Raw genomic sequence first — 15110 nt, 5'->3', positions numbered from 1 at the left:
CCAGGAATTACTCGCGCACCAGCGGGAACTTGAGGTCCGGGTTCTTGGCCTTCCATTCCTTGTACGACACCGAGCCTTCCCAGGCCGCGAAGGCCTTCGGGGTACGGCCACGGCCGGACCAGGTCTCGCCGGTGTGCGGCAGTTCGTACTTCGGCTTCACTTCGCTACGGCCGCTCTTGACCACTTCCTTGCGCGCAGAGGTGGCGCCCAGATAGGCCGCGATATCGTTGCGCTGCTTGGTGTTGAAATGGCCGGCAAACTGCTCGAGCAGCGACACGATGGTGGCATGCGCAGAGGATGCCTCGCTCGCGCGCTCGGTTTTCTCCTGTTCTTCCAGCTTCTGCAGCTCGTCCAGCAGCTTGGCTTTGGCTTGCGCGATGGAATCCAGTTTCGAAGAAGTATTGCTCACAGAGGTATGGCCTCGGAATAAAGAGTGGAGACGCCGCCCTAGGGCGAGCGCCATTATGGCATGCGGCCCGGGGGAGACCGCTGCGTGTGCTGGTGCTTGCACGTGGCGTGAACAGCCTTTTCACAAGCGCTGCTCGGCCGCTTTCGCATTGTCGTTGCGGGCGCTGCCCAGCTTACACGCAGGCCAGCGACCCCGGCCATGAAGATACAGGAGCACGCAACGAGCGAGGACACGTGAAGCACCGGCTTACGCGCCTGCGATCGCTTTGTTGTCGACGGAATCGATGCGCTGCGGTTCCGGAGCAAGGCGCATGCGATGAACACTTGGGGACGGTGCGTCGGTCGCATTGCCGCTGCCGTGGTCGGAATGATCCAGGCTGCACCGTATCGATGGCTTCAGCTTGCGCGATGTGCCGGAGAAGTCGCGGCGTCGGCGCAAGGGCCCGGGGGCAGGGATCGATCGTCTTCAGCAAGACCTGGCCCGTTGGGCAAGGCAAGGATTGACCCGAACGCGTCGCCAGCAGCGCACCGCACCTGGGAACAGCCCGCATCGCTGCGGGCTGTTGTCGTCTGCGTTCGCCTCACGCGGGGCTTATGGCGCCGTGGTGTCGGCCAGCAACGGCATCAGCTGCGCTTCCAGCATCTGGCGACGCCACTGGCCCAGTGCAGCGGGCCAGCTGTGCTGCTCGATCAGGGTTTCCAGATGCCGGCGCGAGGCGAGCAGACCATCCGGTAAGCCAAGCTCGCGGCTGCGCTGCGCCACCGCATCCTGCAAGCGCCTGAGCACGGCCTTGTTGCCGTCGGTGGCGGCCTGCGCCAGCGGTGCGGTGTCTTCGTCGGGCAACGGCGTGTTGAGCGCGTCCCACACCGCATTGGCGAGTTTGCGTGGCGCCTTGGGAAACTTGTCGAACTGGCGCAGCAGTGCGTCCAGATCGGCCGGCGGAAACCGCGCCAGCTGGCTGGCCAGTTCGTTGTCCAGGATCCAGCTGCGCGGGCGGTCGCTCTGACGCGCCTGCAGGTCGCGCCAGCGCAATAGCCGCAGCAGCCGACGTTGCGCCGCCGGCTCCAGAAACTGTGCAGTGCGCAGGCTTACATGCGGCCAGCGCTCGCCGTCATCGTGCTCGACCGTGGCGAGCAGGCGCTCGGCGTCTTCGGCCAGCCAGCCCAGGCGATCCTGTACGGTAAGGCGGGCGGTGAGCTCGTCGTGAATCGCGAACAGGTAACGCACATCATCTGCGGCGTATTCCAGTTGCGATGCCGACAGCGGGCGACGCATCCAGTCCGAGCGCGTCTCGCCCTTGCTCAGCAAGGTGCCGGTCACTTCCTGTACCAGCTTCTGATAGCCCATGCCGCCGCCTATACCGGCCAGCGCGGCAGCGATCTGGGTGTCGAACAACGGCCGCGGCAAGACGCCGCATGCGCACTTGAAGGTGACCAGGTCCTCGCTGGCGCTATGCATCACCTTGACGATGTCGGTGGCGGTCAACCACTCCTTGAGCGCTTCGTTCATGCCCGGGATCAGCGGGTCGATCAACAGGATCTCCTCGCCGATGGCCATCTGCACCAGCGCCAGTTGCGGCCAATAGGTGCGTTCGCGAATGAACTCGGTATCCAGGCCAATGCGGGACGGACGCGATGCCTGCAGGCGTTCGCTCAGCTCGGAGGGGTGGGTGATCCAATGGGGCACGTGATTTCCGTCGACAGCGAGGTTTGCGCAGAACGCGCAGAATAGCCTAACGTCGCGATCGCCTGTCGTGCGGCAGAGCACTGGAAGGAGCAGGTGGTGGGCAAGTGCGGCAACCGGATCGCGGCGTGGGCATTGGTCGTGCTGAGCATATGCGCCTGTTCGCGTGCCCCCGCGCCGGCGCCGGCGCCTGCCGCTGCGCGACAGCCGGTAGCGCCCACGCAAGCGAGCAAGCCGAATGTGTCCATCGGTGGCGAAGAATCCGCCGAGACGGTCGCGCAGTGGCAACCGCCGACGGTGGATCTGGGCGAGGAGCCAGTGGCGCAGGCACGCAAGCGCGCCGACCAGGCCTTGCAGGACGACCGCCTGTATCGCGATGCGGACGCTGCGATCCCGTTGTACCTGGCAATCGAACAACGCAGCGGCGGCAAGGATGCGGCCAGTCGGCGCGGCCTGGAACAGGCGCGCGCCCGCTTGATCGAACGCGGCCGGGCGCTGGTTGCACAGACCGATCGGCAGGACGATGCGCTCGAACAGGCGCGCGAGCTCGCCATCGTGGCCCTGGCGCTCGCACCCAAGGACCCGAAGGTACGCGCCTTGCAGAGCGAGGTGGAAACTGCGCAACGCGTGCTCGGTTTCAATCGCGCCGGTGAAGAAGACCTGCGCGGTGGTCGCCTGGGCGAAGACGGCAATGGCGCGCTGGCGAATTTTCGCGACGCCGCGCAGCTGGACCCGGACAACCCACGCACACGCCAGGGACTGGCTGCCGTGGAAAGCGGCCTGCTGGAACGTGCCGAACTGGCTGCCGACGCCACCGATTTCATCGGCGCGCGCTATTGGCTGCAGATGGCCGGGCAGGTGCGCGACCGCGCGCCCACCATCGCCGACGCACGCGCGCGCATCGAGCGCACCCGGCGCGGGCAGATCGCGGCCTTGCACGATGCCGGGCTTCACGATCTGACCTCGCCGCGCGGGCTCAAGGCCGCAGGCGAGAAACTCGCCGAAGTGCTGCGCATTGCCGACCCCGGCGACCCGATGGCCGGCGATCTGCGGCGTCGCCTGGAATTGGCCACCCACTACGGCAGCTTCCGCCCCGGACAGGTCTTCACCGACGGGCTCAAGGTCGGTGGCCGCGGGCCGCAGATGATCGTGGTGCCGCATGGCGCGTTCCAGATGGGGGCGGGCGATGCCGAACCGGGCGCATCCGACACCGAGCGCCCGGCGCATTACGTGCGCTTTGCGCGCGGCTTCGCGCTCTCGATCACCGAGGTGACGGTGGCCGAGTTCCGTCAATTCGTCGAAGCCACCGGCGCGCGTCCTCGCGCCACCCGGCGCGGCCATTCAGTGGTGTACGACGAGCGCAGCGGCAATTTCATCCGCCGCAGCGGCGTGGACTGGCAGTCCGACTACAACGGCGCGCAGGCCGCGCCCAACAGCCCGGTCATGCATGTCAGCATCCGCGACGCCGAAGCCTATGCGTCATGGCTGTCCGAACAGACCGGACGTCATTACCACGTGCCCAGCGAGGCCGAGTTCGAGTACGCGGTGCGCGCCGGCACCACCGGGCGCTATCCCTGGGGCAATGCCGGCTCGCCACCGCGCGATGCGGGCAATTTCACCGGCGGCAACGACGTCTCGCGCAGCGGCCGGCACTGGAATAACGGCTTTGTCGGCTACGGCGATGGCTTCTGGGGCCCGGCACCGGTGGGCAGCTTCCGCGCCAACGCCTGGGGCCTGCACGACATGGGCGGCAACCTGAGCGAGTGGGTGGCCGATTGCTGGCACGCCAGTTACCGGCGGGCACCGGCCGACGGCGCGGCGTGGTTCAACCCGGGCTGCCGGCAGCGCATGATCCGTGGCGGCAGCTGGGCCAATTCGCCGCAGCAGACGCGCGCGGCCTGGCGGCAATCGCAGGACTCCGATACCACCAGTGCGCGCATCGGCTTCCGGCTGGCACGCGGGATCTAGGCGCGGGGTGCGGGGTGCGGGGAATGTTGCGCCGGAGTGGCGCTGGGTCGCATGGCTTAACCGCAGCGAACACTCGCCTGCTCCAGGCCGGAACCGTTGGCGCGGACCGAGGTCGAAGCGCCAGCGCTTCTGAAGGACTGCTGCGATGGGCATGGGGATCAAACTGTTTCGTTGGGTCGTGGCAATCCTGCTGATCGGCGGCAGTGGCTTCGCCGTGGCGCGGCATATGCAGGACGGCAACATCGCCGGGCATTACCGCTCGGTGGAAGTGGTCCGTCCGGAAGGCGCGCCCAAGGCGATGGTGGTGCTGTTGCCCGATAGCGGCCATCCGCAGCAGGCGCAGCAGCTGGCCGACATGCTGAGCAACGACGGCGCGCTGGTGGCAGTGATCGATACCGCCAGCTACCGCGAACGCGTGCGCTCGCACCACGCCGCGTGCAGCTCGCTGGCCGACGACGCCGAGCGGCTGGGCAAGAAAGTGCTGCGTGCCGAACACGTGGATGCGTTCCTGCCGCCGGTGCTGGTGGGGCAGGGCGATGGCGCCGTGCTGGCGCGTCAGGCTCTGGCGTCTGCGGCGCCGGACGTGCTCGGCGGTGCGGTGGTGGCCGACGCCGGCACCAAGGATGCGGGCCTGGCCTGTTCGCGCGATATGCCCGATGCCAACCAGGGCTTCCTGGACGATCTGGTCGACGATGCCAGCCCGATGCAGATTGCTGCAGCCACGCGCGGCCATTTCCAGGCAGCGCAGGCGCAGGGTCTTGGCGATCTGCCGCTGGTCGAAATGCACGCACCCGGCAGCGACAGGCTGGTGGTGATGCTGTCCGGCGACGGCGGCTGGCGCGAGCTGGACAAGGGCATTGCCGCGCAGTTGCAGCAGCAGGGCGTGTCCGTCGTGGGCTGGAACAGCCTGCGCTACTTCTGGGCCAGCCGTACCCCGCAGCAGGTGGGCGCGGATCTGGACCGGGTGATCGCCACCTACCAGCAACGCTGGCATATTCAGCACGTGGCGCTGGTCGGTTACTCGTTCGGCGCCGACGTGCTGCCGTTCGCCTATCCGGAAATCTCGCCTCAGCGGCGCGCCTCGGTGCAGTTCGTCAGCCTGCTGGGGCTTGCCCACCAGGCCGACTTCAAGGTCCGTGTCGGCGGCTGGCTGGGCTGGCACAACGATGCCGAGCGCGATGTCGAGCCTGCGATCCAGTCGCTGGATGCGCAGCGTCTGCAGTGCATCTACGGCAGCGAAGAAAAAGATACGCTGTGCCCGGAGCTGCGTACGCGAGGCGTGGACGTCGTGATGCGGCCCGGTGGGCATCACTTCGATCACGATCCGGTGGTGCTGGCCGGCGTGCTGATGCAAGGCTGGCAGCATGCGGTGCAGACGTCCAGGCCCAGCCGGGGGTGAGGGGCGACGCGATGCCAACGGCACACGAGCTGGTTGACAGGTGGAGTGATCGAACACCTTGGATACATCACGTTTGGAGCAGCTGATCTGCGAGTTTGCTGCAGGGCCCTTGCCCGCCCACCCTCGCGGGACACGCTGCAAGTACGTCCTTGCAAGCTCTAGCGCGGCATCCATGCAGCTTAAGGTCCCGCGACGGTGGGCGGGCAAGGACCAGTCAGAGTGTCGGTGTGCATGTTTTCAACAAAGCAACCGACTCACTCTCTGGTGCGGTGTCCTCGCCGATTGCGGGACCGGGTGGCGGCATGGATGCCGCCACCCGGTCCCAGGGACGGGTTCACGGCGTGTCCTGCAAGCGGTGAGGGCACCGCGCATTCGACTCACTCAGCGGTTGATCTGCACGTCTGACTGCATCCACCAAGGCGCGGCCGACAAAACCGCTGCACTCACTGACAGGCAAGCGCTCGCTAGGTTTTTCAGCCGCTCTCAGTCATCGCCGCGTTCGACGCGCACCTGGATGCTGCCATCGGCCAGTTGCGCACGCAGGCGCTCGCCTGGCGTCACGTCGGCGGCGCTGCGCACCACGCCGCCATCGGCGGAGCGGGTCACGATGGCGTAACCGCGCGCCACGGTGGCGAGCGGGCTGACCGCTTCCAGCGAGCGCGCCAGCCCGCGCAATCGCAGTTGATCGTGCTGCAGCCGCCGTTGCATGGCCGCCTGCGGGTGCAATGCGCGCAGGCGCTGCTGCAAACTGGCCAGATTGCGTTGCGGGTTGTGCGCCTGCAGGTGCGTCTGCCCGCGTTGTACGCGGGCCTGCAGACGTTCCAGCAGCTGGGTCATGCGCGCTCGCAACTGCCGGCCGGCCTCTTCCTGGCGGCGCTGCAGCAGCTGCAAGCGCGCCTGCGGGCTATGCGCACGCAAGCGCAATGCCAGCCGGTCGGCGCGTTGCATCGCATTGCCCAAGGCATGTTGCTGCAGCTGGGCGATGCGCGCGTGCGCGCGCCGCACCCGTGCCACCAGTTCGCGCTGGTCGGGCACCAGCAATTCGGCCGCCACCGACGGCGTCGGTGCACGCACGTCGGCGACAAAATCGCTGAGGCTGAAGTCGGTCTCGTGACCGACCGCCGACACCACCGGCGTCTGCGCGGCGGCAATCGCACGCGCCAGGCGTTCGTCGTTGAACGCCCACAGATCCTCCAGCGAGCCGCCGCCACGGGTGATCAGGATGACGTCGTAACGCCCGGAGGCATCGGCGCGCTGCAGCAGCGAGGTGACTTGCGCTGCTGCACTGTCGCCTTGCACCAGCGACGGCAACAGATCCACTTCCAGCAGCGGAAAGCGCCGCGCCAGCACGCTGAGTACGTCGCGCACCGCTGCGCCGCTGGGCGAGGTGATCACCGCCAGCCGCCGCACGTGGGCAGGCAAGGGCTGCTTGCGCTCGGCATCGAACAGGCCTTCTGCCGCAAGCCGCGCGCGCAGTTCGTCGAAGGCCCGCCGTAACGCGCCTTCGCCGGCTTCCTCCATATGGTCGAGCACCAGCTGGTAGTCGCCGCGTGCCTCGTACAGGGTCAAACGGCCGCGTGCGAGCACGCGCAGGCCTTCGCGCGGTTGAAACTTCAACCAGGTGCTCTTGGGCTTGAACATCGCGCAGCGGATCTGCGCGCGCGCATCCTTGAGCGTGAAATACAGATGGCCCGAGGACGGGCGGGTGACGCTGCTCAGTTCGGCTTCCACCCACACCAGCGGGAAGCTTCCTTCCAGCAGGTCGCGCGCCAGCGTATTGAGCTGGCTGGGAGTGAGGATCTGTTGGTTGCGGTCGGCCATCGCGGCATTATCCCGTAGTGGCGCACGCCATGGGGGAGCGCGTTGGTCTGTGCGTCAAAGACCGTGCTGTGCCAGTGCCCAGCCCACGTGTTCGCGCACCAGCTCGGAGGCATCGTGGCGACGCGCTTCCAGTGCCGCCAATACCTCCGGCGTACCTGGCGCATTGCCCAGGCCCACGGCGATGTTACGCAGCCAGCGCGCGTGGCCGCTGCGGCGGATCGGGCTGCCTTCGGTACGGCGCAGGAACTCGGCTTCGTCCCAGGCAAACAGCTGCGGCAGCGTCGCCACATCCAACTCGTTGCGGGCGCGGAAGTCGGCCTCGTCGGTGCGCTGGGCGAACTTGTTCCACGGGCAGATCAGCTGACAGTCGTCGCAGCCGAAGATGCGGTTGCCGATCGGCTTGCGCATGTCTTCGGGAATCGGGCCATCGTGCTCGATGGTGAGATAGGCGATGCAGCGGCGCGCATCCAGCCGATACGGCGCAATGATGGCCTGGGTCGGACAGATGTCGATACAGCGCGTGCAGGTGCCGCAGTGCGCGGTGGCGGGCGTGTCGATGGGCAATGGCAGATCGAGGTAGATCTCGCCCAGAAAGAACCAAGACCCGCCATTGCGGTCGATCAGGCAAGTGTGTTTGCCGATCCAGCCCAGCCCTGCGTTGCGCGCCAGCGCGCGCTCCAGCACCGGAGCGGAATCGACGAACACGCGGTAGCCGAACGCACCGATCTCGCCCTGGATGCGCTCGGCCAGTTTCTGCAGCCGGTTGCGCATCAACTTGTGGTAATCGCGGCCCAGTGCATAACGCGCCACGTAAGCACGGGTGCCATCGTGCAAGGTCGTCCAGGCCTCGCTGTCGTCCTTGCGGCCGTAATCCATGCCCACCGACAACACCCGCAAGGTGCCCGGCACCAGTTCCTGCGGGCGGGAGCGCTTGTCGCCGTGCTGGGCCATCCAGTGCATCGTTCCGTACAGGCCTTCTTCCAGCCAGCTGCGCAGGTGCGCCTCGTCTTCGCCCAGCTCGATACCGGTGATGCCGCAGCGTTGAAAGCCCGCTTCGCGTGCAAGCGCACGGATGCGCGCGGCAGCGTCGGTGGGGTCGGGGCGGGTGACGGCGGCAGACATGGCGGCAAGTATAGAATTCCCGGCATGTACGCACCGCTCGCTCTTTACGACACCGCTGCCGCGCGCACGCTCGATGCGCAGGCCACCACGCTGCTGGGTGGCGATGGCTACACCTTGATGCAACGCGCCGGGCAGGCGGCCTGGCAATGGTTGCTGGAACGCTGGCCGCAGGCGCGCCGCATCGTGGTGGTGTGCGGCACCGGCAACAACGGCGGCGATGGCTACGTGCTGGCACGGCTGGCGCAGCGGGCCGGGCGCCGAGTGTGCGTGGTGCATCTGCCCGAGCACGGCCCGGCCTCGGCGCTGGCCCAGCGCGCCTGCACCGACTATCTGGCGGTTGGCGGTGCGATCGAGCTGTTTCCATACGCGCTGGCGCAGGCCGATGTCGTCGTCGATGCGCTGTTCGGCATCGGCCTGAACCGCGCCCCGGATGCGCAGACTGCCGCGTTGATCGAGGCTATCAACGCGGCAGGCGCCCCGGTGCTGGCGCTGGATGTGCCCAGCGGGATCGATGCCGACCACGGCGTGGCGTTCGGGACCGCGGTGCGCGCGTATAGCACCTTGCAGTTCATCGTGCCGCACATTGGCCTGTATACCGGCGACGCACTGGACCATGCGGGCGAACGCGGCATTGCCTCGCTGGACGTGCCGGCCTCCGCCTTCGATGGGCTACACCCGGCCGCACACGGTTGGGGCATCGATGCATTGGCCACGCAGTTGCGGCCGCGCCGGCGCAATACGCACAAGGGCGAATCGGGGCGGGTACTGTGCGTGGGCGGCAATCTCGGCAGCGGCGGCGCGATCATGCTGACCGCCGAAGCCGCCTTGCGCAGCGGCGCCGGGCTGGTGCAGGTCGCCACCCGCGCCGAACATGTCACCCCGCTGCTGGCGCGTTGCCCCGAAGCCATGGTGCGCGCCACGCAGGCCGACGACGACATCGCCGCACTGGCCGGAGCCGCCAATGTCGTTGCGCTTGGGCCGGGACTGGGCCAGGACGACTGGGCACGGGCGTTGTGGCAGGGCGTGCTGGGGTCGGACAGCGCCGTGGTCATCGATGCCGATGGCCTGAATCTGCTGGCGGCCACCGCCGCACCACGGCGCGGCCCGCGGGTACTGACACCGCATCCCGGCGAAGCAGGGCGGCTGCTGGGACTGCCCACCGCGCAGGTGCAGCGCGATCGCCTGGCCGCCGCTGCCGCGCTGGCCCAGCGCTTCGATGCGGTGGTGGTGCTCAAAGGGGCCGGCACGGTAGTGGCTGCCCCGCATGTGGTCCCGCGCATCATCGACGCCGGCAACCCCGGCATGGCCGTCGGCGGCATGGGCGACCTGCTGACCGGGGTGATCGCCGCATTGCTGGGGCAGGGTTGGTCGGCCTTCGATGCCGCCAGCCTTGGCGCGTTGCTGCACGGGTGTGCCGGCGATGCGGCCGCGCGCGATGGCGAGCGCGGCCTGTTGCCTACCGATCTGCTGCCGCAGCTGCGTCGCCTCGCCAATGCCGGAACCGACGCATGAATCAGCTCGATGCACATCTGGCCGACGCCGAGGCGACCGAAACGCTAGGCCGCGCCCTGGCAGCGGTGCGGCCCGCCACGGCCATGGTCCAGCTGCATGGCGACCTGGGCGCGGGCAAATCCACGCTTGCGCGCGCGTTGCTGCGCGCGCTTGGCGTCACCGGCCCGATCCGCAGCCCGACCTACACCCTGGTCGAGCGTTATCCGCTGAGCAGCGGCGACGAAGCCTGGCATCTGGATCTGTACCGCATCGGCAATGCCGGCGAGCTGGATTTCCTAGGCCTGGACGAGGGTAGTGCCAGTTTGTGGCTGGTCGAATGGCCGGAGCGCGGCGCAGGCATCCTGCCTCCGGTGGATCTGGATGTGGAACTGGCCGTGGATGGCGATGGGCGCAGCGTAAGGCTGCTGGCCCGCAGCCCTGCCGGACGCGACTGGCTGCATGCCGCGGCCCAACAGGCCGAGTTGCAGCCCCTTTTTGTCAGCGGACAAGAAGAATGAACGCCAGGTTACGGATTATTAAGGGAAATCACCTTGCAATTCACGCAGTTGGATGATTGAATCCAGCGCCATGACACCGGGGATCCGACACTTCTGCGCTTCCGCCCTCACCGCCAGCCTCAGCCTGGCGGTTTTTGCTGCCTGGGCCGGCGAGATCAAGAGCGTCGGCGTCAGCACCGGCGCCACCGGCACGCGTGCAGAAATCCAGCTGGCCGGTAGCGGCGGGTTCAAGACGCTGTCGCTGGCCAACCCCAATCGCTTGGTGGTGGATTTCCCGGAGTCGGCAGCCGCACGTGGCTTGAAGTTGCCGCCGGCCAACGGCCTGGTCACCTCGGTGCGCACCGGGCAGCCGGTGCCGGGCACGTTCCGGGTGGTGTTCGAGCTGGCAAGCCCGGTGACCGCGCTCAAGCCGCAGATGCAGACGCTGGGCAGTGCTTCGATCCTTGTGATCGAGTGGCCGGGCGATCCGGCGCCTGCGGCTGCCACTTCCGTTGCGGCCAGTACGCCTGCCGCACTGCCGCCGCCACGTCCGCTCAACGCACAGACCGAAGCCGCGCGTGCAACCGCTGCCCTGGCCGCGTCGGCGCAACGTGCCTTGTCCGTGCCGTCAACACCGCCGCCGCCGTCAGCGCCGGCCGTCGTGCCTGCGGCGGCGATGCCGACGGTCACGCCCGCAGCCGTGCCAACCACGGTTGCCACCGGTGTGCCGACGCCGCGCCCGGGAACGCCCGCTGCTGCCACGCAGGCGGCTGCGGTCGGCAATCCAGCCAATCGGGTCGCCATGAATCCCGCCACGCCTGCGGCCGGTGCAACGTCCGCAGGCGGTGCATCCGCCGCTGCAATTTTGAATGGCGGCAGCACGCCGATGGCAGTTGCCGGCGCCGGCGCCGTGGTCTCCGGTACTGCGCCCGGCGCCGTTGCAGACGACGATCTGCCACCGCGCCCGGTGCTGCCCAGCGAGGCATCGCGCGTCAAGATGGCGCCGGGCATGCGGCCGTTGATCGTCGCCATCGATCCCGGCCACGGCGGCCAGGATCCGGGTGCGATGGGCCCGACCGGCAAGCGCGAAAAAGACGTGACCCTGGCGGTCGGCCGCGAACTGGCACGCCAGATCAACGCCACGCCCGGTATGAAGGCGTACCTGACCCGCGACACCGACGTGTTCATTCCATTACCGATGCGCGCGCAAAAGGCGCGGGCTGCGAAGGCCGACATCTTCATTTCCATCCATGCCGATGCTGCAGAAAATCGCAGTGCGACCGGTTCGTCGGTCTACGTGCTGTCGACCAAGGGCGCCTCATCGCAACGCGCGCGCTGGTTGGCCGATAAGGAAAACGCCGCAGATCTGGTCGGTGGCGTGCGTCTGCAACAGACCGAAAGCACGCTGGCCAATGTGCTGCTGGACCTGGCGCAGAGCGGCCACATGAAGGCCTCCGAGGATGCCGCCGGCCATGTGCTCGGTGGCCTCAAGCGCATCGGCAACAATCACAAGCCACAGCTGGAACGCGCCAATTTCGCAGTGCTGCGCACCTCCGACATGCCGGCGATGCTGGTCGAAACCGCCTTCATCTCCAATCCGGATGAAGAACGCCGCCTGATCGACCCGGCCTACCAGCGCAAGATCGCCGCCGCCGTGCTGGATGGCATCGATACCTTCTTCACCCGTCAGCCGCCGCCGGGCACCTTGTTCGCCGCGCGCGCGCAGGCCGAGGCCGATGCCGTCGGCACCGTGGCCGGCGGCAGTCGCTGACCCGCTCGGCTATCATTCCGCACTGATTCCCTGAGCGACGGCGCCTGCGCGCCGCCGGATTGCCGTGCCGACGTTCGTCTTGCCTGCCACCCCCGACATCCACCCTGTTTTGCGCTGCCAGCGCTCAAGCGCGCGCTGATGGCGATCCGTCAGTTGCCCGAGATCCTGATCAACCAGATCGCTGCCGGCGAGGTCGTCGAGCGTCCCGCGTCGGTGGTCAAGGAATTGGTCGAAAACGCCCTCGATGCCGGTGCCACCCGCGTGGACATCGATCTGGAAGAGGGCGGCGTGCGCCTGATCCGCATCCGCGACAACGGCGGTGGCATTACGCCCGATGAGCTGCCGTTGGCGGTGTCGCGGCATGCCACCAGCAAGATCGCCTCGCTGGACGATCTGGAAACCGTCGCCACGCTCGGCTTCCGCGGCGAAGCCTTGCCTTCGATCGCCTCGGTCAGCCGCTTTACGCTGATCTCGCGCCGGCACGATGCCGAACACGGCTCGGCGCTGCAGATCGAAGGCGGGCGGCTTGGCGAGGTGACGCCGCACGCGCATGCGCCCGGTACCACGGTGGAAGTGCGCGAGTTGTTCTTCAACGTGCCGGCACGGCGCAAGTTTCTGCGTGCCGAGCGTACCGAGCTCGGACATATCGAAGAGTGGCTGCGCTCGTTGGCATTGGCGCGCCCGGATGTGGAATTGCGCGTGGCGCACAACGGCAAACCGTCGCGCCGCTACAAGCCAGGCGATCTGTATTCGGATGCGCGGCTGGGCGAAACCTTGGGCGAGGACTTCGCGCGGCAGGCCTTGCGTGTGGATCACAGCGGCGCCGGCCTGCGGTTGCATGGCTGGGTCGCGCAACCGCATTACTCGCGGGCCAGTACCGACCAGCAATATCTCTACGTCAACGGCCGCTCGGTGCGCGATCGCAGCGTGGCGCATGCGGTCAAGATGGCCTACGGCGACGTGCTGTTCCATGGCCGCCAGCCTGCTTACGTGCTGTTTCTCGAGCTGGACCCGGCGCGCGTGGACGTCAACGTGCACCCGGCCAAGCACGAGGTGCGTTTCCGCGAAGCGCGGCTGATTCACGACTTCGTCTATCGCACCTTGCAGGATGCGCTGGCACAGACGCGCGCCGGCGCCACGCCCTACAGCATCGGCAGCGATGGCGGCGGCTACGCGGCTGCTGGCGGAATGGGCAACCTCGTTAGCGGCGGTTCCGCGACCCATGCCGGCGCATCCGGCAGTGGCGGCGGCTCGGGCAGCTACGCCAACTGGACGCCCTCGCAGACGCCATTGGGCCTGCGTGTGGACGAAGCGCGCGCAGCCTATAGCGCGTTGTATGCGCCGTCGTCGGGCCATGCGCAGCAGTCCGCCAGCGTGCCGCAGTTTTCCGGGGCCGGTTTGCCAGCGACGGCCGAAGACAGCGGCGTGCCGCCACTGGGCTATGCGGTGGCGCAATTGCACGGCATCTACATCCTGGCCGAGAACGCCGAAGGCCTGATCGTGGTGGACATGCATGCCGCGCACGAACGCATCGGCTACGAACGGCTCAAGAACGCGCACGACAGCATCGGCCTGCATGCGCAGCCGTTGCTGGTGCCGATGACGCTGGCAGTGGGCGAGCGCGAGGCCGACACCGCCGAACGCGAAGCCGAGACGCTGGCGAGCCTGGGCTTCGAGATCACCCGCGCCGGCCCGCAATCGCTGCACGTCCGCAGTATTCCGGCCTTGCTGGCCAATGCCGAGCCGGAGGCGTTGCTGCGCGATGTGCTTGGCGACCTGCGCGAGCACGGCCAGAGCCGCCGCATCGCCAGCGCGCGCGACGAACTGCTGTCGACCATGGCCTGCCACGGCGCGGTGCGCGCCAACCGTCGCCTCACCGTGCCGGAAATGAACGCCTTGCTGCGCGATATGGAAGCCACCGAGCGCTCGGGTCAGTGCAATCATGGCCGACCCACCTGGGCTCGGTTTACGCTGAGCGATATCGATCGTTGGTTTCTCAGGGGGCGGTGATGGCGGTGCACATGGGGAAGGGCTGGCTGCTCGGCATGCTGGTGGTCGCGACGCTGGTCGGATGTGGGCGCGATGCGCCGCCACCGGCCGCACCGGTTGCCTTGGACAAGACATTTCTGGCCGACAATGCCGCCTGGCGCGAAAGCCGGATCAACGAACTGCGTGCCCCCGATGGCTGGACCAGCCTGGTCGGTCTGCATTGGCTGTCGCTGAAGGCGCATTACATCGGCAGTAGCGCCGATAGCGGCATCCGGCTTGCGGTCGGGCCGCCGAAGATGGGCATGGTGTCCAGCGAGGGCGGGGCGGTGTGGTTCGTGCCCGAACGTGGCGCCGCGCTTACCGTGGGTGGCAAGCCGCTGGCTGGCAGGATCCGCTTCCAGTCCGATCGCGACCCGCAGCCCACGTTGATCCATTTCGACGATGGCAAGGGCGTGCTCAGCCTGATCCATCGCGGCGACCGCTACGCACTGCGGGTCAAGCATGCCGACGCGCCATCGCGCAGCCAATTCGCCGGGCTGGAGTACTGGCCGACAGATCCCTCCTGGCGCATCGACGCACGCTACGTCCCCAACGATGTCGGCAAGACCATTCCGATCGTGGACATCGTCGGCATCAGCAGCGAGCAATCCAATGCCGGCGCCGTCGAATTCGAGCGCGACGGCAAGACCTATCGCCTGGAGACGATCGGCGAACCCGGGCGGCCGGCGTTCGTCGTGTTCGCCGACCGCACCAGTGGGCACGGCAGCTATCCGGCCGGGCGCTTCCTGGATCTGGACGTGCCGGATGCGTCCGGTCATGTCGTGGTGGACTTCAATCGCGCCTACAACCCGCCGTGCGCGTTTACCCCCTTTGCAACCTGCCCGTTGCCGCCGCCGGAAAACCGGATCGACCTGGCGGTTTCGGCCGGCGAGAAAACCTACAAGGTGCCGCACTGACGTG

Annotated in this window: 11 protein-coding genes and 1 pseudogene; 8 read left to right on the top strand and 4 right to left on the bottom strand. The window is 67.8% G+C overall.

Annotated elements, in window-relative coordinates; translation table 11 throughout:
* Nucleotides 1-7 precede the first annotated feature (7 nt).
* Nucleotides 8-409, bottom strand: coding sequence for an H-NS family nucleoid-associated regulatory protein (locus tag FHY19_RS00395; RefSeq protein ID WP_046963655.1), 402 nt, complete (start codon nucleotides 407-409; stop codon nucleotides 8-10).
* 331 nt (nucleotides 410-740) lie between these two features.
* Here FHY19_RS00395 and FHY19_RS00390 point away from each other — a divergent pair.
* A pseudogene (locus FHY19_RS00390) lies at nucleotides 741-905 on the top strand (DNA polymerase LigD); the annotation flags it as partial.
* Nucleotides 906-1000: 95 nt separating this feature from the next.
* Here the strand turns inward: FHY19_RS00390 and rnd are convergent.
* Entirely contained in the window at nucleotides 1001-2095 is a 1095-nt protein-coding gene (rnd, locus tag FHY19_RS00385) for a ribonuclease D (RefSeq protein ID WP_259160753.1), read from the bottom strand.
* Nucleotides 2096-2188: 93 nt separating this feature from the next.
* On the opposite strand from rnd, the gene FHY19_RS00380 reads away from it, so the two are divergent.
* Nucleotides 2189-4060, top strand: coding sequence for an SUMF1/EgtB/PvdO family nonheme iron enzyme (locus FHY19_RS00380; protein ID WP_326521096.1), 1872 nt, complete (start codon nucleotides 2189-2191; stop codon nucleotides 4058-4060).
* Nucleotides 4061-4205: 145 nt separating this feature from the next.
* Complete coding sequence (locus FHY19_RS00375; RefSeq protein ID WP_259160751.1) at nucleotides 4206-5459, top strand: virulence factor; 1254 nt, start codon at nucleotides 4206-4208, stop codon at nucleotides 5457-5459.
* Nucleotides 5460-5942: 483 nt separating this feature from the next.
* Here FHY19_RS00375 and xseA read toward each other — a convergent pair whose 3' ends face one another.
* Together xseA and queG are read right to left on the bottom strand one after the other, a co-directional pair.
* A complete protein-coding gene (xseA, locus tag FHY19_RS00370; RefSeq protein WP_259150658.1) occupies nucleotides 5943-7280 on the bottom strand; it encodes an exodeoxyribonuclease VII large subunit in 1338 nt (445 codons plus the stop codon).
* A 54-nt stretch (nucleotides 7281-7334) separates the two neighbouring features.
* A complete protein-coding gene (gene queG / locus FHY19_RS00365) occupies nucleotides 7335-8402 on the bottom strand; it encodes a tRNA epoxyqueuosine(34) reductase QueG (protein WP_259160749.1) in 1068 nt (355 codons plus the stop codon).
* A gap of 24 nt (nucleotides 8403-8426) precedes the next feature.
* Between queG and FHY19_RS00360 the strand changes: the two genes are divergently transcribed.
* From FHY19_RS00360 to FHY19_RS00340, 5 genes are all read left to right on the top strand, one after another.
* Nucleotides 8427-9914 (top strand): NAD(P)H-hydrate dehydratase, encoded by a 1488-nt coding sequence (locus FHY19_RS00360; protein ID WP_259160748.1) that lies wholly within the window; start codon nucleotides 8427-8429, stop codon nucleotides 9912-9914.
* Nucleotides 9911-10411, top strand: a complete 501-nt coding sequence (gene tsaE / locus FHY19_RS00355) for a tRNA (adenosine(37)-N6)-threonylcarbamoyltransferase complex ATPase subunit type 1 TsaE (protein WP_259160746.1) — start codon at nucleotides 9911-9913, stop codon at nucleotides 10409-10411. Before FHY19_RS00360 ends, tsaE begins: the two co-directional genes overlap by 4 nt.
* A 70-nt stretch (nucleotides 10412-10481) precedes the next feature.
* On the top strand, nucleotides 10482-12161 hold the full coding sequence (locus FHY19_RS00350) for an N-acetylmuramoyl-L-alanine amidase (protein WP_259160744.1): 1680 nt from the start codon (nucleotides 10482-10484) through the stop codon (nucleotides 12159-12161).
* 138 nt (nucleotides 12162-12299) lie between these two features.
* Nucleotides 12300-14171, top strand: coding sequence for a DNA mismatch repair endonuclease MutL (gene mutL, locus FHY19_RS00345; RefSeq protein ID WP_259160742.1), 1872 nt, complete (start codon nucleotides 12300-12302; stop codon nucleotides 14169-14171).
* The gene (locus FHY19_RS00340; protein ID WP_259163755.1) at nucleotides 14171-15106 is read left to right on the top strand and encodes a DUF1684 domain-containing protein; all 936 of its coding nucleotides are present in this window, start codon (nucleotides 14171-14173) and stop codon (nucleotides 15104-15106) included. The genes mutL and FHY19_RS00340 overlap by 1 nt, the downstream gene beginning before the upstream one ends.
* Nucleotides 15107-15110: the final 4 nt, after the last annotated feature.

This window comes from Xanthomonas sp. 4461, assembly GCF_024806475.1.
Taxonomy (GTDB): domain Bacteria; phylum Pseudomonadota; class Gammaproteobacteria; order Xanthomonadales; family Xanthomonadaceae; genus Xanthomonas; species Xanthomonas arboricola_F.
Note: the sequence above shows the minus strand (reverse complement) of the source record. Positions and strands in the feature narration are given on the sequence as shown.

Excerpts from the sequence above, each read along its gene's own strand:
- FHY19_RS00375 (WP_259160751.1), top strand. The coding sequence starts at position 4,206 with ATGGGCATGGGGATCAAACTGTTTCGTTGGGTCGTGGCAATCCTGCTG.
- tsaE (WP_259160746.1), top strand. The coding sequence starts at position 9,911 with ATGAATCAGCTCGATGCACATCTGGCCGACGCCGAGGCGACCGAAACG.
- FHY19_RS00340 (WP_259163755.1), top strand. The coding sequence starts at position 14,171 with ATGGCGGTGCACATGGGGAAGGGCTGGCTGCTCGGCATGCTGGTGGTC.
- xseA (WP_259150658.1), bottom strand. The coding sequence starts at position 7,280 with ATGGCCGACCGCAACCAACAGATCCTCACTCCCAGCCAGCTCAATACG.
- FHY19_RS00360 (WP_259160748.1), top strand. The coding sequence starts at position 8,427 with ATGTACGCACCGCTCGCTCTTTACGACACCGCTGCCGCGCGCACGCTC.
- FHY19_RS00350 (WP_259160744.1), top strand. The coding sequence starts at position 10,482 with ATGACACCGGGGATCCGACACTTCTGCGCTTCCGCCCTCACCGCCAGC.
- mutL (WP_259160742.1), top strand. The coding sequence starts at position 12,300 with ATGGCGATCCGTCAGTTGCCCGAGATCCTGATCAACCAGATCGCTGCC.
- queG (WP_259160749.1), bottom strand. The coding sequence starts at position 8,402 with ATGTCTGCCGCCGTCACCCGCCCCGACCCCACCGACGCTGCCGCGCGC.